Source organism: Prolinoborus fasciculus, assembly GCF_056724605.1.
On the sequence record NZ_JBWZQN010000032.1, the window covers coordinates 1 to 17,322 of the forward strand.

The 17,322-nt window shown below is 43.5% G+C and carries 16 protein-coding genes; 8 read left to right on the forward strand and 8 right to left on the reverse strand.

Features of this window, described 5'->3' with window-relative positions; translation table 11 throughout:
- Nucleotides 1-341: 341 nt before the first annotated feature.
- The gene (locus AC1P5O_RS09055) at nucleotides 342-917 is read right to left on the reverse strand and encodes a cation:proton antiporter domain-containing protein (protein ID WP_004730278.1); all 576 of its coding nucleotides are present in this window, start codon (nucleotides 915-917) and stop codon (nucleotides 342-344) included.
- A 216-nt stretch (nucleotides 918-1,133) separates the two neighbouring features.
- Between AC1P5O_RS09055 and AC1P5O_RS09060 the strand changes: the two genes are divergently transcribed.
- Nucleotides 1,134-1,688, forward strand: coding sequence for a hypothetical protein (locus tag AC1P5O_RS09060; RefSeq protein WP_004730281.1), 555 nt, complete (start codon nucleotides 1,134-1,136; stop codon nucleotides 1,686-1,688).
- A gap of 37 nt (nucleotides 1,689-1,725) precedes the next feature.
- On the opposite strand, the gene ypfJ is transcribed toward AC1P5O_RS09060, so the two are convergent.
- Nucleotides 1,726-2,631, reverse strand: coding sequence for a KPN_02809 family neutral zinc metallopeptidase (gene ypfJ, locus AC1P5O_RS09065; protein WP_004646279.1), 906 nt, complete (start codon nucleotides 2,629-2,631; stop codon nucleotides 1,726-1,728).
- 48 nt (nucleotides 2,632-2,679) lie between these two features.
- A complete protein-coding gene (locus tag AC1P5O_RS09070) occupies nucleotides 2,680-3,606 on the reverse strand; it encodes a DUF808 domain-containing protein (protein ID WP_004646278.1) in 927 nt (308 codons plus the stop codon).
- A gap of 189 nt (nucleotides 3,607-3,795) precedes the next feature.
- On the opposite strand from AC1P5O_RS09070, the gene trpS reads away from it, so the two are divergent.
- Complete coding sequence (gene trpS / locus AC1P5O_RS09075) at nucleotides 3,796-4,809, forward strand: tryptophan--tRNA ligase (RefSeq protein WP_004279419.1); 1,014 nt, start codon at nucleotides 3,796-3,798, stop codon at nucleotides 4,807-4,809.
- Between the two features lie 341 nt (nucleotides 4,810-5,150).
- Here the strand turns inward: trpS and AC1P5O_RS09080 are convergent, their stop codons facing one another.
- On the reverse strand, nucleotides 5,151-6,572 hold the full coding sequence (locus AC1P5O_RS09080; RefSeq protein ID WP_004730284.1) for a capsule assembly Wzi family protein: 1,422 nt from the start codon (nucleotides 6,570-6,572) through the stop codon (nucleotides 5,151-5,153).
- Nucleotides 6,573-6,750: 178 nt separating this feature from the next.
- A complete protein-coding gene (lysS, locus tag AC1P5O_RS09085) occupies nucleotides 6,751-8,280 on the reverse strand; it encodes a lysine--tRNA ligase (RefSeq protein WP_004730285.1) in 1,530 nt (509 codons plus the stop codon).
- 389 nt (nucleotides 8,281-8,669) lie between these two features.
- On the opposite strand from lysS, the gene AC1P5O_RS09090 reads away from it, so the two are divergent.
- The gene (locus tag AC1P5O_RS09090; RefSeq protein ID WP_004730287.1) at nucleotides 8,670-9,164 is read left to right on the forward strand and encodes a YqiA/YcfP family alpha/beta fold hydrolase; all 495 of its coding nucleotides are present in this window, start codon (nucleotides 8,670-8,672) and stop codon (nucleotides 9,162-9,164) included.
- 44 nt (nucleotides 9,165-9,208) lie between these two features.
- Here the strand turns inward: AC1P5O_RS09090 and AC1P5O_RS09095 are convergent, their stop codons facing one another.
- Nucleotides 9,209-9,751 (reverse strand): adenine phosphoribosyltransferase, encoded by a 543-nt coding sequence (locus AC1P5O_RS09095; protein WP_004279416.1) that lies wholly within the window; start codon nucleotides 9,749-9,751, stop codon nucleotides 9,209-9,211.
- Between the two features lie 487 nt (nucleotides 9,752-10,238).
- Between AC1P5O_RS09095 and rubA the strand changes: the two genes are divergently transcribed.
- From rubA to AC1P5O_RS09120, 5 genes are all read left to right on the forward strand, one after another.
- Complete coding sequence (rubA, locus tag AC1P5O_RS09100; RefSeq protein WP_004279415.1) at nucleotides 10,239-10,403, forward strand: rubredoxin RubA; 165 nt, start codon at nucleotides 10,239-10,241, stop codon at nucleotides 10,401-10,403.
- 80 nt (nucleotides 10,404-10,483) lie between these two features.
- The gene (gene rubB / locus AC1P5O_RS09105) at nucleotides 10,484-11,674 is read left to right on the forward strand and encodes a rubredoxin reductase RubB (protein ID WP_004730289.1); all 1,191 of its coding nucleotides are present in this window, start codon (nucleotides 10,484-10,486) and stop codon (nucleotides 11,672-11,674) included.
- Between the two features lie 57 nt (nucleotides 11,675-11,731).
- Complete coding sequence (gene estB / locus AC1P5O_RS09110; protein ID WP_004646272.1) at nucleotides 11,732-12,670, forward strand: esterase EstB; 939 nt, start codon at nucleotides 11,732-11,734, stop codon at nucleotides 12,668-12,670.
- A 13-nt stretch (nucleotides 12,671-12,683) separates the two neighbouring features.
- The gene (gene oxyR, locus AC1P5O_RS09115) at nucleotides 12,684-13,592 is read left to right on the forward strand and encodes a LysR family transcriptional regulator OxyR (protein WP_004279412.1); all 909 of its coding nucleotides are present in this window, start codon (nucleotides 12,684-12,686) and stop codon (nucleotides 13,590-13,592) included.
- A gap of 183 nt (nucleotides 13,593-13,775) precedes the next feature.
- Nucleotides 13,776-14,369 (forward strand): response regulator transcription factor, encoded by a 594-nt coding sequence (locus tag AC1P5O_RS09120; protein ID WP_004730291.1) that lies wholly within the window; start codon nucleotides 13,776-13,778, stop codon nucleotides 14,367-14,369.
- 57 nt (nucleotides 14,370-14,426) lie between these two features.
- Here the strand turns inward: AC1P5O_RS09120 and ppk1 are convergent, their stop codons facing one another.
- Together ppk1 and mtgA are read right to left on the reverse strand one after the other, a co-directional pair.
- Nucleotides 14,427-16,508, reverse strand: coding sequence for a polyphosphate kinase 1 (ppk1, locus tag AC1P5O_RS09125; protein ID WP_004730294.1), 2,082 nt, complete (start codon nucleotides 16,506-16,508; stop codon nucleotides 14,427-14,429).
- 111 nt (nucleotides 16,509-16,619) lie between these two features.
- Nucleotides 16,620-17,294: a monofunctional biosynthetic peptidoglycan transglycosylase gene (gene mtgA / locus AC1P5O_RS09130; RefSeq protein WP_004279409.1), complete on the reverse strand. Its 675-nt coding sequence runs from the start codon at nucleotides 17,292-17,294 to the stop codon at nucleotides 16,620-16,622.
- Nucleotides 17,295-17,322: the final 28 nt, after the last annotated feature.

Here is a 17,322-nt window from a genome sequence, read left to right on the forward strand (position 1 = left end):
GCTTGACCAGAAAAATGAGTCGTTCTCGCTGTTCTAAACTAAGTGGTACAGAAACAATTCTAGGCATGTGTGAACATCTGTTAACTAAAAAAACCTTTTCGCATCATTAGTTATTTTTGTCAACTTAAGAAGTGGGACCACCTCTAACATAGTTAAGTGCCACTTACTATCCAAGTAGGAGAAGAATTACTATCAACGGCCAAACAGCACGGTATATCCATTAAGATAAAAATATGCAATTAGCATAAAATATGGAATTTATTATTGTTTTTATGCTGATTTTATCAATAAAAAGTATAGAAATATGGAATTTTAAATACGATTCAATATCCCAATGTATTTCAATGCTTTATCGAAAATTCCATATTACTAATTATAGTGTACTCACCTTCAAGCTTGACAATCAAATGATGCGGTGCGCGAACCGAACTCAATACGCCTTTGATGCCGATCGGATCTGTGGCGCCCAAGGCCGCCCCTAGCAAGAGCAAAACCAGCAGGTCAACATGTTTACCAATCAGGAACTGATAACCATACAACACCACACCAAAGAACACTGCACAGAACACCAAAGCCAGACCAGCCAAAATACTGATCGGCCGCCAGTGGTTACGCAAATCTGAGACCTTAAACTTCAGCGCAGATGAAGTCAGGATAAAACAGATCACACCATTGATCAGAAAGTCATAGAAATCGACGTGACGAACAGCCTGCTCGATATTGTCAATATTGATGCTAAAGAATGGATTACCATGCAGTAAACTGGCGCCCCACTGCAAAATGAAAACAAAGATTGCAGAGACAATAGGGACACCGATCGCTTGCGGAAAGCCTAAAACGCGCTTATTAAACATGGTCGTGGCAATAGACAGAGCAAAGACCACCGTGAGTAGCTGAAGAAAAAAGAAATTTCCCATTCGGTTTCCTAAAATCGGGCGATATGGAGCACTATGCGCCGAGAGGCGTTGTTAAAATAGAGATTTAAATAGCAAGGTATTCTGGCAAAACAAGTTTAGTCCGCTTTTTTATCGAATTGAGTTAAGTTTCTTTTCAGTATTTTCGAATGATGATTTAACATACAGATCAGCACTCGGCTTTTGCTTTCCCATCATTCTATTTTGAATTTTTCTCCCATGCATCAAACTGTCAAAACCATTTTTCGTCTCTGTTTTGCCAGCGTGATTTTTCTGATCACGTTGTCCTTATGTTTTACCTGCTTTGCTAAAATTCAGGAAATTCTGCAAGCAGAACAGCATTATCAGCAAGCCACCAGCATTCCCTTACAAAGTTCAACCGGGGAGCAGTATGTATTGGTGTCCAATAACCAGCGACCGGACAATGCCATTTTTATTCTGATTGCAGGAAATGGTTATGTGGCCAAAATCAATTGTGAGCATTACAGCGCTTTATGTAGCGATGAAGACAATCAATCGCATACCCGACAAATCCAGAGCGTTGACTTAATTAAAGCGGGAAATCTCTTCTATATTGAAAAAATCCAGTTCAGAGATAGCCGGACTGGCAAAGCAACTGCTTTAGAATATAACAAACAAGATATTCAGCAGTTTTATCAAAATGACATGAGCAACCTCAAATATACGGTCTTTGCAATTGCACTGTTTGCTTTGGCTGCATTATTCGTCAGTATCAAGATATTAAGAAATTTCCGGCGTTTTCTGCATAAATAAAAAAAGGAGCATCTGCTCCTTTTTTTATCGAAGTCATTTAAATATTTTGATTAAAGGTATCACAATTCGCAACCTGACCGGATTTCAAGCCGGTATTAAACCATTGTACCCGCTGCGCGCTGCTGCCATGAGTAAAGCTGTCCGGCACCACCTGCCCGCGGGCACGTTTCTGCAAATAGTCATCGCCAATTTTATGAGCGGCATCCATCGCTTCCTGCACATCGCCCTGTTCCAAAAATTGGGTTCGCTCATGATTATGGTAAGCCCAGACGCCGGCCAGACAGTCTGCCTGCAATTCCTGACGCACTGAAAGCTGATTACTTTGCACTTCGCTTGCTTGCTGACGTGCTTGCTGTACTTGAGAAGAAATACCTAAAATCGTCTGGATATGATGCCCCACTTCATGGGCCACGACATAGGCCAGCGCAAAATCCCCCGCCTGATCATTACGGGAAAGTTCGGTGGCATTCTGTTCTCCAGTAATGCCCATTTGACTGCGCATATCTTTAAAGAATGCCGTATCGATATACACTTTCTGGTCTGTCGGGCAGTAGAAAGGCCCCATCGCCGCCTGAGCCGTACCACAACCAGAATTCACGATGCCGTTAAACAACACCAGTTTCGGTGGGACATACTGCTGATTTAACTGCTGCTGAAACACCTGATTCCAGGTATCTTCAGTATCTGCCAATACAGTTCCAACAAAATCAATCGACTCCTGCTGTTCTGGCGTGGGATTTTCCAGGCCACGTGTTTCTGCCGCACCCGATACCCCCTGAGTGACCTGCTTGGTGGTTTGATAAGCCTGTTGTGGATCGACACCGAAAAACTTCCAGGCCACAAAGGCCACAATCAATCCAACAATACTGATTCCGCCAGCTTTGGCACCACCACCGCGACGGTCTTCTACATTGCTACTGACACGACGACCTTTCCAACGCATAGTCTTTTCCTTTTCTTAATCTGCTTAATATCCAGATATTTCCACACCTTAAGCTTTTGATGATTTAGGCCAGATTTTCTTAATCAGGCTGATGACCAGCATGACCAGCAGACCCGCTAAAATTCCTACAGCGAAATTAATCAAGGTCGGCGTAACAGCACCCACAATGTTGCCAATGCTGGGAATATCCTGCACATAAGCAACACTGTCTTCAGTAAAGTGATGAATAAAAGGAATTGCATGGTTAATAATTCCACCGCCCACCAGAAACATCGCAGCGGTCCCAACAATGGAGAGAATTTTCATTAAGATCGGGGCAAATGCCAACAAGCCACGTCCTATTTTTTGTTTAAAATCGGACTGCTGTTCAGTCAGATGCAGACCGATATCATCCAGTTTGACAATCAGCGCAACAAAACCATAAACACCAATGGTCATCACCACCGCGATCAGGCTTAAAACAGTCACTTTGGTCAGCATCGAGGCTGCGGCGACCGTTCCCAAAGTAATCACGATAATTTCAGCAGACAGGATAAAGTCAGTGCGAATAGCACCTTTGACTTTTTCATTTTCAAACTGGTGCAAATCCATTTCTGTATGAATCAATTGCTCACGCGCCTGTTCCGCGTCCTTGGCCTTCGGTGTATGCAAGGTATGAATAATTTTTTCCACGCCTTCATAACATAGGAACAAACCACCCAGCACCAACAAGGGATTAATCAGCCAGCCTGCAATAAAGCTGATTAATAATGCCAGCGGCACCAAAATCAGTTTATTAACAAAAGAACCTTTGGCAACTTTCCAGACCACCGGTAATTCACGATCAGCCCGCACACCTGTCACTTGCTGCGCATTTAAAGCCAGATCATCACCAAGGACGCCTGCTGTTTTTTTTGCTGCCATTTTGCTCATGACAGCGACATCATCCAGAACAGTAGCAATATCATCTAATAATAGTAATAAACTGCTCGCCATACTTATTATCCTTATCTTCTTTCCAGATAGTTTAATCAAAATTCTTAAAAATATTGTATTCACTTGTTTAATTTATAAGATTTTTTTACGACAGCTTTTTTTCTGGCTGACAATCAAAAACAGAATGCCGTACAATGTTGCCATTCGTTAAAATACAGCTGTAGTACTGACTACCCTTTGGAATAGATAATGAGTAATCAAGATAATCGTCCAGTGATCTTGACGGGCGACCGTCCTACCGGACAACTCCACCTCGGCCACTTTGTGGGTTCATTACGCTCTCGTGTAGGTCTGCAAGATTCTCACCATCAACACTTGTTACTCGCCGATGCTCAAGCCCTAACTGATAATGCGGACAATTTTGAAAAAGTACGTCGTAACATTATTGAAGTGGCGACGGATTATCTGGCTGTCGGTATTGATCCAACTAAAACCACAATTTGTGTTCAGTCATGCTTACCTGCCTTAAATGAACTGACCATGCTATATCTCAACTTTGTGACTGTTTCACGTCTTGAGCGTAACCCGACCATTAAATCTGAAATCCAGATGCGTGGTTTTGAGCGTGATATTCCAGCCGGCTTCTTGTGCTACCCGGTGGCTCAAGCTGCTGACATTACAGCATTTAAGGCAACGGTTGTTCCTGTGGGTGAAGATCAAATTCCAATGATCGAACAGACCAACGAAATCGTGCGTCGTTTAAACCGTCAAATTGGTCATGACCTGCTACCAGAATGTAAGGCACTTCTTTCCAATGTTGGTCGCCTACCTGGTTTTGATGGTAAAGCAAAAATGTCGAAATCTTTGGGCAATACCATTGTGCTGGATGCGACAGATAAAGATATTAAGAAAGCCGTCAATGCAATGTATACCGATCCGAATCATCTGCGTATTGAAGATCCAGGTCAGGTCGAAGGCAATGTGGTATTTACTTATCTAGATGCCTTTGACCCAAATAAAGAAGAGCTGGAAGAGCTCAAAGCCCATTATCGTCGTGGTGGTTTAGGCGATGGTACAGTGAAAAAACGTCTGGAAAGTATTTTAAAAGAATTGATCGGCCCAATTCGTGAGCGTCGTATTGAACTGGCTAAAGATCCCGATTACATCATGGATATCCTGAAAACCGGTACGGATAAATGTCGCGATATTACCCAGGCGACACTGGATGAAGTTAAATCTGGCCTCGGTGTATTCCATTTTTAATTAGAAAAAATTGCTCTTAAAAGCTCTTCTGATGAAGAGCTTTTTTGTTTAAGCTAAAATTGCGCAAAAATGATGCAAATATCCCCACATAATCTTCATAGTTTTAACCTTATTTAACATGTATTAACATGAATACTGATGAGTCATATGAGAATGCATCCTATTATGATTGTATTCAGTAAGGAATCAGATTTAACTCTCTCCACAGTTAATGAAGTATTTTGAAAGACATTCCTTTTTCTACGCAATGACAACCCCAATCATTGCGTTTTTTTTGTTTATAGTTTTTCAAAATGCTAAAAAAATCCTGCGTTTAAGCAGGATTTAATCATGGCTAAGAATTAATAACTGAACAAGCCTTTTTCTAATGGTATTTCGATACCTAAAGAAACTCCGCTATCTCGACCATTTACCTTTGAATCACCGACCCATGCATTAATTTTAAGCGGCATTTCTGGACGGATATAATGTGACCAGGTCAAATCCAGTGCTTTAATCTCATCATTAAAAGCAAAAGCAGCATTATTAACGGCGGCTCGTTCCGATTGATTCACATCAGCAAAAAGTATACGACCCGATAAGCGGTTCATAAAATCAATACGAATGTCTCCACCCACGGAAATCATCTGCGCATCACCACCTAAAGCATGTGCTAAAGGATAACCATGCTGATAAAATCCATCGGTATAATTCGTATGGTTATAGGAAATACCTTGAACCTTGCCATTAGTACGGGTATCTACCCATTCTGTGTAGAGCTGATATGGCATATTTTTTACAGTGGAAGAATAGTCAATTCCAGCCAAATACATTTTTTTTGCAGGTAAGCCCCCAGCCTCATCCTCTCCTACATATTGAGCATATAGACCTACCGGAATTTGGGTAAGAGAAAATAAATTTAACCGCGCATCGAAGCCGGCAATCTGGTTAGATGGGTCTGGTTCACCTGTACCCCCATTATCTTTACTACCCACAAAAGCATCCCACAGCGAACTTAAACTTTCAGGTCGTCCTTCCCCACCCCACTGAATCGCACGCGAGGCACCAAGCTCTAAATAAGGTAAAGGCTGTGCTGTAACACGCAAACCAATCAATTTGGCGTCTGGAACTGCACTATAGTCATCGAGTTGACCGGCAAAAGCCTGATATTGCCACGGCCCAATCCAAGATAACCATTTATTTTCAAATGCTGTCTGTTCTGCACGTTGAACTGTAAAGCCATAGACTGGACGACTGGCATCACCACGAATCAAGCTGCCATCATGGCTTGGGCCCCAGTAAGTTGGAATCTGCCCAGCAATCAACCATTGATTCCAAAGTTTTCCTGCCAGATAAGAACCTTCAAGATTTACATCCTGATCATTATCAATTTGTGGATCTTTTTCAGCATTCACCCTGATCTTGGCATCCCAATTCGCACTGCCAGCATTAAACTCTAAAGCTGCCTGATATTGTGCTTTTTGCTGATCCCCGAAAGCCTGTGGAATATTTTTTTGATCGGTTTCTGCAAATACACCCAATTTTAGCTGTTGATTATCTGCCTTTAGTTTAGCCAGAACCGAATCGATTACACGCTGCTGTACAGTATTGCTGATCTGCGCATTTGATAAGGCTCGTTGAATTTCATCCCCACTCAGTGGCCAGGTTGAGGTACTGATTTGAATAACCCCTTGCTGGTTTAACCAGTTCAGATCAGCACGCAAATTTGCATCATTTAGAACCAGACCCTGAGCAAAAGCAGGAAGCGCAAGCGTAGTCAGCAATACACTCAATAATGTTTTTTTAGCAACATGGGATGAATATTCTCAAGTTTATTTTCTGCTTCACCATAATCGCTCCTATGTTAATTTTCAACGATTAAACTGTTGTTTTTTACTCAAGCTTTCAGATGTATCGACAAAAAATAACCCACACAATGGTGGGTTATTTTTAATTCAGCATTTAAGCATTTTTATGACGCATATGCGGGAACAAGATCACATCGCGGATACTTGCTGCATTGGCAAAGATCATCACCAGACGGTCAATACCAATACCCTCACCTGCTGTTGGAGGAAGACCGTATTCCAGAGCTTCGACAAAGTCTGCATCGTAATGCATGGCTTCATCATCACCAGCATCTTTTTCAGCAACCTGTGCCTGGAAACGTTCAGCCTGATCGATTGGATCATTTAGCTCCGAGAAGCCATTTGCCAGTTCACGACCGCCGATGAAGAATTCAAAACGGTCAGTAATGTGTGGATTGTGATCATTACGGCGTGCCAATGGAGAAGTTTCTGCTGGATATTCTGTAATGAACGTCGGCTGACGCAATTTGGTTTCTACGGTTTCTTCAAATACCATGGTTTGCAGTTTGCCCAGACCAAAACCTGGCTTCACTTGCTCTTTCAATTCTTCCTGAAGGAATTTTGCCAGGAACTCCCGGTCATTGACATTTTCAGGAGTAAATTGCGGGTTATTTTCCAGAATCGCATCGAACATTGAAATTTTCTTGAATGGCCCTTTGAAGCTATATACTTCATCGCCATAAGGCACGTCAGTCGTACCCAAGATATCAATCGCCAGACGCTCCAGCATTTGCTCGGTCAATTCCATCAAGTCTTTGTAATCTGCATAAGCCTGATAGAATTCGATCATGGTGAATTCAGGGTTGTGACGGGTAGAAACACCTTCGTTACGGAAGTTACGGTTAATTTCAAACACACGTTCAAAACCGCCGACCACCAAACGCTTTAAGTAAAGCTCTGGCGCAATACGCAAGAACAGCGACATGTCCAGTGCATTATGATGTGTTTCGAAAGGACGTGCCGATGCACCGCCTGGAATCACATGCATCATTGGCGTTTCAACTTCCATATAACGCTTTTCAGTCAGGAAGGCACGGATACCCGCTACGACTTTGGCACGAATCTCAAAAGTTTTACGTGTTTCTTCGTTAACAATCAGATCTAGATAACGTTTACGATACTTTACTTCAGTATCGTTCAAACCATGGAACTTGTCTGGAAGCGGACGTAATGATTTGGTCAGTAATTCAAAATGTTCGATGTGTACATACAAATCGCCTTTACCCGAACGGCCGATATAACCTTCGACTGCGATGATATCGCCAAGGTCCAGACCTTTAATGGTAGCCAGCACATCTTCAGCGAGTTCTTTACGCGCCACATACAGCTGGATACGACCTGTCATGTCCTGGATCACGATAAATGAACCACGGTTCAACATCACACGACCGGCAACTTTGACGTAGACCTTTTCGCCTGCTTCAATTTCTTCTTTAGATTTATCAGCGAACTGGTCTTGTAAATCCTGGGCATAATGCTCACGCTTAAAGGTATTCGGCCATGGGCTCTTACCTGTTTCTTGTGCCTGAGCTTCGATTTGCTTTAACTTGGCATGACGCTGTGCAATTAAATCGTTTTCGGAAATGATTTGTTCAGAAGTCGATTGAGCGTTATTTTGCGTCATCTCTGCCTCGAATAAGATTAGTTAAAAAATAGAAGTTGCATAGAATAGCAGAAATCCTTCTCAAATCGTAGCGCAAACACTCTCAGGAACCGGCTTTTCTTTGGAAAAATCCACTATCTTGCTATTTACACCATTCGGTTCAGCCCGTCTTTCACTCTTTTAAATTCCCTTTCTTCAAACTTATTGCAGCACCCAGCTGCTCTCAGTTGGGATTAAAGTCTAAACCAGACAAGTCTTATATAAATTCATTGCACTGCAAAACTCCGGCTTAGACCAATAGCTAACTGCCTTGTATACCCAGACGTTCTACAATGACACTCAGCTTCAAGATGATGTGCCAATCAACAAATAACCAATATGGCATATCCCATAAAAATGAGTAATGTACTATGTCTAAGATTTTGTTTATACATGGCTTAGATTCCTCCAGAGAATCCACCAAGTTCCATGCCATTGATGTGGTACACAAGTACTGTATCGATGTCGATTACCGAAATCTGAGCTATAGTTCGGTCGCCGAGTTTTATCATGAGATGATTGAAACCATCAAACCAGATATTCTGGTCGGCCACAGTCTTGGCGGTTATTGGGCACTGAAAATGTCACAGGCGTATCAAATTCCCTGTGTAGTGGCCAATCCCATTTTGCAGCCTAACTTCCGCGATGATTATCCGCCGATTGGGCATCACGATTTACAGCATGACATTCCTCAATTTGCCTATCTTGAACTGGGCGATGAAATTCTGGATATGCATGCGGTTCAGACACAACTTGAAGACTATATGCAAATTCAGGCAGTTGATGGCGGCCATCATCGTCTGGAACATCCTGAGCAAATTAATACGCTGATTCAGGAAATCGAAGATCATTTTATCAGGCAATAAAAAAGCCCCACAATTTCGGGGCTTTTTTTACAAAAAATTATGACTTAAGCAACTGCCGCTTCAGGCTGAGATTTGTCATCCAATACTGACCAGATATCCAGGCCTAATTCAGCATGCAGGTCAGGAAGATCAAGGAAGATACTTGCACCAAGTACTTCATGTTGACATTTTTGAGCCAGTTCATTCACTGCTTTTAAGGTTCCGCCACTTGCCAGAACATCATCCACAATAATTACTTTCTGGGACTGAACTTCCGCAGACATTTCTAAACGATCCAGACCATATTCCAGGCTATAACCCACACCGACCACTGGAGGTGGCAATTTACCTGCTTTACGCACCAACAATAAGCCTTTGCCTGTACGTTGTGCCAACAAGCTTGCCAACACAAAACCACGCGCTTCAACCGCAATAAAGCTTTCTACTTCTGCCAGTTTGTCAGCAGGAATGCTGGCAATCAAAGCGTCAGTCAATGGACCAATATTGCTCATGAAAAGTGGGGTCAAATCAAAGAAGCAAATTCCTGGTTTTGGAAAATCTTGGACCGTACGAATGTGAGACCACAAAGAAGTAGACAAATTGCTCATGGGAGATCTTAAAAAAAGAAAAGGAATATGGGAATTTTAAACCTATTTGAGTAGAGCGGACAAGCCAAGCTGCCTAATAAAAACCCGACATTTAATGACAAGATATTGATTTTATTATATTGATTTATTTTAAAAATATTTAATCCAGACTTTACTGATTCTAAATTACCTAAAAACTCAAGTTTTTACTGCACGACTTTGGTCTATCCCACAAGATAAACGCTCATTTTTGCCATCCTCAGCTTTTGATCCTTTAATCGCCTGCGCCAGAAAAGCTGATTGGCGTGATTTTCAGATAAATGAGGAATGTGTCGTCTATTCTGCTGCTAATTTCGCTGATTAAGCTTTTATTCACTTTACTTTCTGAATAGAACTGCGTAAAAATTTAGCCAAATATGTTCACTGTTAAAAAGTCATATTCTTTTAGAGTCTTGCCTTTTATGGATTTTAAGCTGACGCCTACAGTTGCTCAGTTTTGGAGAGTTACATGAGAAAGTTTCAATGCATCGTATGTGGATGGATTTATGACGAGGCAGAAGGTTGGCCTCAAGACGGGATCGTGGCGGGCACCAAATGGGAAGATATCCCCGATGACTGGACCTGTCCAGATTGCGGCGTGTCTAAAGTCGATTTCGAAATGATCGAAGTCTAATCACGTCCAGTTAAAGGCCATATCCATTATGGTCTTTTTTTATGCCCTTCTATCATTTATACAGCATGGAGCTCTACCATATGGAAACAACTATGCATCCTATCGTCATTATTGGTTCAGGTATGGCGGGTTATGCCGTAGCACGTGAATTTCGTAAACTCAATCCAGAACATGAATTGCTGATGATCTGTGCGGATGATGCGGTCAATTACGCCAAACCGACGCTCTCCAATGCTTTGGCTGGCAATAAAGCGCCTGAACAAATTCCATTAGGCGATGCGGCTAAAATGTCAGCACAGCTGAATATGCGCATTGAACAGCATACCTGGGTCAAGGCGATTCATCCGGAAGATCATCAGTTGGTTTTGGAAAAAGATGGCCAGGAAAGTACGCAACATTATAGCAAACTGGTATTAGCCATCGGTGCCAATCCGGTACGTCTGGCGATTGCCGGGGACGCTAGCGATGACATTCATGTCGTCAACAATTTAAGTGACTATAAAGCTTTCCGTAACAACCTGGCAGCACGTGAAGACAAACGTGTAGTGATTTTAGGTGCAGGCCTGATCGGCTGTGAATTTGCCAATGACCTGCAAAATACCGATCATCAGGTTACCGTCATTGATTTAGCGCCTCAGCCGCTTGGCCGTTTATTGCCAGAACATGTTGCTACTGCATTCCAGAAGAATCTTGAAGAAACCGGCATTCACTTTGTCTTGGGCACAACAGTCGAAAAAGTCTCTCGTGCGGACAATGGGGATTATCTGGTCACGCTGGCCAACGGTCAGTCTTTGGTCGCTGATGTAGTGTTGTCTGCGGTGGGCTTACAGCCGAATATTTCTTTGGCGAAACAGGCAGACGTACATACCAGTCGCGGAGTTTTGACCACCGCACAACTGGAAACCAACCAAGCCGACATCTATGCTGTAGGTGACTGTGCCGAGGTCAATGGAACTTTATTGCCTTATGTCATGCCGATCATGCAACAAGCCCGCGCTTTGGCAAAAACCTTAAACGGTGAACATACCGCTGTACATTATCCGGCTATGCCAGTGGCAGTCAAAACGCCTGCTGCACCTTTAACGGTATTACCTGCACCAGTTGATGTTGATGTCACCTGGGAAACTGAAGAGTTTGACGATGGCATGCTGGCTAAAGCGCTCGATGCTAACGGCACCTTACGTGGTTTCGTGCTTTTGGGCGCCACTGCAGCCAAACAGCGTCTGGCCTTGACCAAACAGGTTCCTGACTTGATTCCTGCTGCGGTTTAGAGGTTTAATAGCAAGGATATTTTTTAAACGAAATATCCTTTAATTAGGACAGCGACTATGTACAGCGCAGCACAGTTTAATCTTTCCCCTTATACCTCGTTCATGCATGAAACCAAGGTCGATCTTGGCAATGGGATCCAGCTACATGTCGAGGTTGGTGGAAATCCGGAACATCCCACCATTTTGCTGATTATGGGGCTGGGTGGGCAAATGCTGTACTGGCCTGACTTTTTCTGCAAATCACTGATTGACAATGGTTATCACATCATCCGTTTTGATAATCGTGATATTGGCCTGTCTTCAAAAGTCCATCACAAAGGTCCACGCCTGAATACCCTGAAAATGATGAGCCGTTTTGTACTGGGTCTGGGTAATCAGGGTGCACCTTATGATCTTTACGATATGGCTGAAGATGTCAGTCTGTTGATTGAAAAAATGCAGCTGGAACAAGTCTATGTGCTGGGTGCTTCGATGGGCGGTATGATTGCCCAGATTCTGGCCGCGCGTTATCCGGACAAAGTCAAAAAACTGGGCTTACTGTTTACCAGTAATAACCAGCCGATGTTGCCACCGCCCTTCCCTAAGCAACTCTTTAGTTTGATTGACAAACCGGCTTCAACAGATGAAGATGGCATTGTTGATCATAGTTTGAAACTGTTTAAGATCATCGGCTCACCAGGTTATGTCAATCATCTGGAAGCGGTGCAGACCGCCCGTAAATTATATAAGCGAAGTTACTATCCTGCTGGTGTACTTCAACAGTTTTTAGCAATATTATGTACAGGCTCATTGCTGCAACTGGACAAGCAAATCAAACAAGAAACCCTGGTGGTCCATGGTTCTCGAGATCGATTGCTGCCTCCTAGCCATGGCAAGGCTGTTGCGAAAGCAATTTCAGGGGCTAAATTTGAATTAATTGATGGAATGGGGCATGATATCCCACCGCATTTTATTCCATATCTTAGCGAATTATTTGCTGATCATTTTAAATCATAAACATTAGGACACTATGGCTGCATTACCATCCCTAAGACAGCTGTCATACCTCGTAACACTGTCAGAGACGCTACACTTTACAGAAGCTGCTCGCCGCTCCTTTGTCACCCAGTCAACCTTGTCTGGCGGCATCATGGAGCTGGAGCGTTTACTCGGTGGCGTACTTGTTGAACGCGACCGCCAGAATGTTCGTTTAACGCCTCTTGGTGAACAAGTGGTTGCACGCGCACGTGTTCTACTGGCCGATGCTCAGGACCTAATGCGTTTAAGTCGTGAGATGAGTGAACCTTTAACCGGTGATCTACATCTCGGCGTCATTCCAACAATTGCACCTTTCCTATTGTCCCAGCTGCTGGATGAAGTGCATAAGCAATTACCAAAAATCCAGTTGCATCTGCATGAAGCGCAAAGTGAAAAGATTGTAGAAAAGCTGGAACATGGCAACCTGGATATGGTGGCTTTGGCATTGCCTTTCGACACCCGTGGTCTGAAAGTTGCTGAAATTGCCAAAGAGAATCTGTATCTGGTTTACCAAAAATCTGATCAGCATGCTGCACAAGCAAACTCTTTAGAAGATCTGGATCTGTCTCGCCTGATGTTACTTGAAGAAGGTCATTGCCTGCGTGATCATGCCTTGAGTGCCTGCCCGATTGGTGAGCGTAAAAATGATCACCGTTTAAAAGCCAGCTCACTGCCGACTTTAATCGAAATGGTGTCTGCAAATCTGGGCTTTACCCTGCTGCCTGAAATTGCGATCCATACCAATATGATTAAAGGCAATCCTGAGATTCAGGTAAAAGCGATCGATTCAGCCCCAAGTCGTACCCTGGCATTGGTAACCCGTAAAAGCACACCGCTGCAAAGCGAGTTTGATGTGCTATTACAGATTTTCCAGAAAATCACTCAGCACGATGCTGCCTGATCTATAGATAATAAAAAGGAGCACATGTTGCTCCTTTTTTATATCTTGAATTGAATGCATCCAGTCCGCCTAGAAACTTAGAATCTCTACATTTCAGCTAAATTACTATTCTTTGGGATAGGCATTTTCATCTGCCTGATTCACAGTATAACTCTCTATCAGCATCTACAGGATCGCGTTTTATTGGCTAGCCTTTTGCCTGCACCAGTTTTAGTGATTCGTTCACCAACTGGACTCGACCTGTTAAAAATCCAGACCGTACTGCTGCAACTGGGCTATCAGCCAGATATGCTGCTGTATGCGGACAATATGTTGTCTGCACAGTCTATGATTACTGAACATCTGCCCAACCTGATTCTTTATCATGCAGCAACAACTTCAGAGATCAGTTTGATCCGTCAGCTGAAACAGCAAAGCCCAGATACACCTGTTATTGCCATATTCAATACGAATTCCACAGCACTCATTTATTCAGCCTTGTTGTCCGGCGCTGATAGCTATATACAGCATCATGATTCATTACCCCAGTTCGCTGAAAGTCTGAAAATTATCTTGCACGGTGGAGCCTACATTCATACTGAATTGGCAGACTATATCCTGCACCAGCCCAGCGCTAAAACCTGTCTCGACTTCGCTGAATTGCAGTTACTAAAAGTAATAAGTCAGTATACATTGCAGGCCGAACGACAAAACCAGCTCGAGATGAAGGACTATCAGATATATAGCCGAGTCAAACACATCTATCGAAAACTAGTCAGACTCAGCTTAAACAGCTAAATTCTATATTCGGAATAAAAAAGAGGCTGAATATTCAGCCTCTTTAAATGCCTAAACTTATTTAAACAGCTCTAACAGAATACGTTGTGCATTATGCGGTTTTTCACCTTCTTTTGGCTGTGCCCGCAGCCAGGTACCATCACCTTGCAATAACCAGGATTGCTGATTATCTTTCAGGTAATTCAACAGACCCTGTTGATAGATGCGTTTTTTCAAGGCTTCATCTTCGACCGGGAAACAGGCCTCGACCCGATTAAACAGGTTACGATCCATCCAGTCTGCACTTGAGCAGTAAATACGAGAATTGCCATTATTGCTGAAATAATACACGCGGGTATGTTCCAGAAAACGTCCAACAATTGAACGCACCCGAATGTTTTCCGACAGACCCGGCAACCCCGGACGCAAACTGCAAATCGAGCGAATAATCAGATCAATTTGTACCCCGGCTTGAGAGGCTTCATAGAGTTTGTTAATCAACTGCATTTCGGTCAGCGCATTGACTTTGACAATAATCTGCGCCGGTTTCCCTGCCTGAGCATAGGCAATTTCATTATCAATATAGTTCAGTAACTGGGCATGTAAGGTAAACGGCGCATGCAGCAGCTTTTTCAGCTTGGCCATTTTCCCCATACCGGTCAGTTCCTGAAAAATACGATGCACATCTTCACACAGATCTTTATCCGTCGTTAACAGGCCGTAATCGGTATAGATTCGCGCATTGCCGGCATGATAATTACCGGTGCCCAGATGCACATAGCGCACCAGTTTGTTATTTTCCCGGCGCACCACCAGAATCATCTTGGCGTGAGTCTTGTAACCGACAATACCGTAGACCACGACTGCTCCCGCTTCCTGCAAGACATTGGCCACTGCAATATTGGATTCTTCATCGAAACGCGCACGCAATTCAATCACTGCGGTGACTTCCTTGCCATTGCGGGCAGCCTCTGCCAACACTTGGACAATTTCAGAATCCGGTCCGCTACGATATAAGGTCTGTTTGATCGCCAACACTTGTGGATCACGTGCCGCTTCACGTAATAATGAAATGACCGGTGCAAAAGATTCAAACGGATGATGCAGCAAGATATCCTGTTTCTGCATTGCACTAAAAATATTTTCAGATTTTTTCAGTACTTTGGGAATAACCGGCGTATGCGAGTCATAGCGTAAATGTGGACGCTTAAAGTTAGACAGCAAACGTGCCAGATTGACCGGGCCTGCAACTTTATAAAGCTGATCTTCATCCAGATCAAATTCATTCAGCAGATATTCATAAATATGCTGTGGGCAGTTTTCCGTTACTTCCAGACGTACCGCACGACCAAACCGGCGTGAACTGAGTTCACCTTTGAGTGCCTTGGCCAGATCTTCCACATCTTCATTCAAGGCCAAATCGGCATTTCGGGTGACACGGAACTGATAACAGCCAGTCGCTGTCATCCCCGGGAACAGGTCAGAAACATGCTCATGAATAATCGCCGACAGCATTACATGATGTTCTTTTCCATCGGTCAGTTCATCCGGTAAACGTACCACGCGTGGTAGAGAACGCGGTGCAGGTACCACAGCCAGATCAATCTGACGGCCAAAAGCATCTTTCCCTTCCAGCGTGACAATAAAGTTCAGTGATTTATTCACCAGTCTCGGGAATGGATGTGCTGGGTCCAGGCTAATTGGAGTGAGAACCGGCGCCACCTGCTCCTGAAAATATTTTTTCACCCAGGCAGATTGTGCTGGGGTCAATTCACCACGGCGCAAGAAGCAAATATCTTCCTCACGCAGTTTTGGCAAAATTTCTTCATTTAAAATACGGTATTGACGTTCAATGGCAGCATGTGCAGTCTTAGAAATCTGTTCTAAAACCTGCTTTGGAGTCAAGCCATCTGGACTGCGGCTTTCATTATCCAGATCCAGCTGTTCCATCATCCCAGCAACCCGGATTTCAAAAAACTCATCCAGATTACGCGAGAAAATCAACAGGAAATTCATGCGTTCGAGCAATGGATGTAAAGGATCGACAGCCTGTTCCAGGACACGTAAATGGAAGTCTAGGATAGACAGTTCGCGATTAATATAACGATCATTATATGTATATTCGGGCTGTGCTGAAGTTGTGCTGGCTGCCGTATTCATATCAAACCTATGCGGATTTAAAATTGTGCTTATCGCTCCAAGTATGCTTCAAATTGATGACAATTTCATAAAAAAAGCCCAAATAATTGGGCTTTCTCTTCAAATCATCAATTAAGGTAATTCTGCATAGCGCATATAGCGCTGAATCATGCGTTTACGTGCATTTAATGCAGAGGAATTGCGATGATCCTGGAAATATTTCGGATTGGTCAAAATGGCCGCCAGAAAGATGGCTTGATCGCGGGTCAGGCTTTGCGCAGTTTTACCAAAATAATGTTTGGCCGCCGCTTCAACGCCGTAGATATTGTCCCCGAATTCGATCGAGTTTAAATAGACTTCCAGAATCCGTTCTTTCGACCACATGCGTTCCATCATCCAGGTCGCAACCGCTTCCTGACCTTTACGCACAAATGAACGCTTGTTGACGAGGAACAGGTTTTTCGCCAATTGCTGGGAGATTGTCGAACCACCGGCCACTACACGGCCCTGATTTCTGTTTTTATTCAGTGCAGTTTGAATTCCATCCCAGTCAAAACCATGGTGATGAATAAATTTTCCATCTTCCGCAGTGACGATGGCACGTTTCAGATTCAGGCTGATCTCATCATAGGGACGCCACTGATGCTGAATCGCTTTGGAGGGTTCTGTCCAGTAATCAATCCGCATCATCATGGTGGTGTTTACCGGATTGGTTCGCCACCAGGCCAGACTGGCAAAGATCCACAATTGAACCAGCAGAATCACACTGACGATGACGAGCATCGTGCGGATCAGAAAGGCTTTCATGTCAGTGCGTTACTCCTGAAAATTTAAT

Coding starts and splice junctions, on each gene's coding strand:
- ppk1 (WP_004730294.1), bottom strand. CDS start 16,508: ATGAATACGGCAGCCAGCACAACTTCAGCACAGCCCGAATATACATAT.
- lysS (WP_004730285.1), bottom strand. CDS start 8,280: ATGACGCAAAATAACGCTCAATCGACTTCTGAACAAATCATTTCCGAA.
- AC1P5O_RS09055 (WP_004730278.1), bottom strand. CDS start 917: ATGGGAAATTTCTTTTTTCTTCAGCTACTCACGGTGGTCTTTGCTCTG.
- trpS (WP_004279419.1), top strand. CDS start 3,796: ATGAGTAATCAAGATAATCGTCCAGTGATCTTGACGGGCGACCGTCCT.
- oxyR (WP_004279412.1), top strand. CDS start 12,684: ATGGCTGCATTACCATCCCTAAGACAGCTGTCATACCTCGTAACACTG.
- rubB (WP_004730289.1), top strand. CDS start 10,484: ATGGAAACAACTATGCATCCTATCGTCATTATTGGTTCAGGTATGGCG.
- rubA (WP_004279415.1), top strand. CDS start 10,239: ATGAGAAAGTTTCAATGCATCGTATGTGGATGGATTTATGACGAGGCA.
- AC1P5O_RS09060 (WP_004730281.1), top strand. CDS start 1,134: ATGCATCAAACTGTCAAAACCATTTTTCGTCTCTGTTTTGCCAGCGTG.
- mtgA (WP_004279409.1), bottom strand. CDS start 17,294: ATGAAAGCCTTTCTGATCCGCACGATGCTCGTCATCGTCAGTGTGATT.
- AC1P5O_RS09095 (WP_004279416.1), bottom strand. CDS start 9,751: ATGAGCAATTTGTCTACTTCTTTGTGGTCTCACATTCGTACGGTCCAA.
- AC1P5O_RS09070 (WP_004646278.1), bottom strand. CDS start 3,606: ATGGCGAGCAGTTTATTACTATTATTAGATGATATTGCTACTGTTCTG.
- AC1P5O_RS09090 (WP_004730287.1), top strand. CDS start 8,670: ATGTCTAAGATTTTGTTTATACATGGCTTAGATTCCTCCAGAGAATCC.
- estB (WP_004646272.1), top strand. CDS start 11,732: ATGTACAGCGCAGCACAGTTTAATCTTTCCCCTTATACCTCGTTCATG.
- ypfJ (WP_004646279.1), bottom strand. CDS start 2,631: ATGCGTTGGAAAGGTCGTCGTGTCAGTAGCAATGTAGAAGACCGTCGC.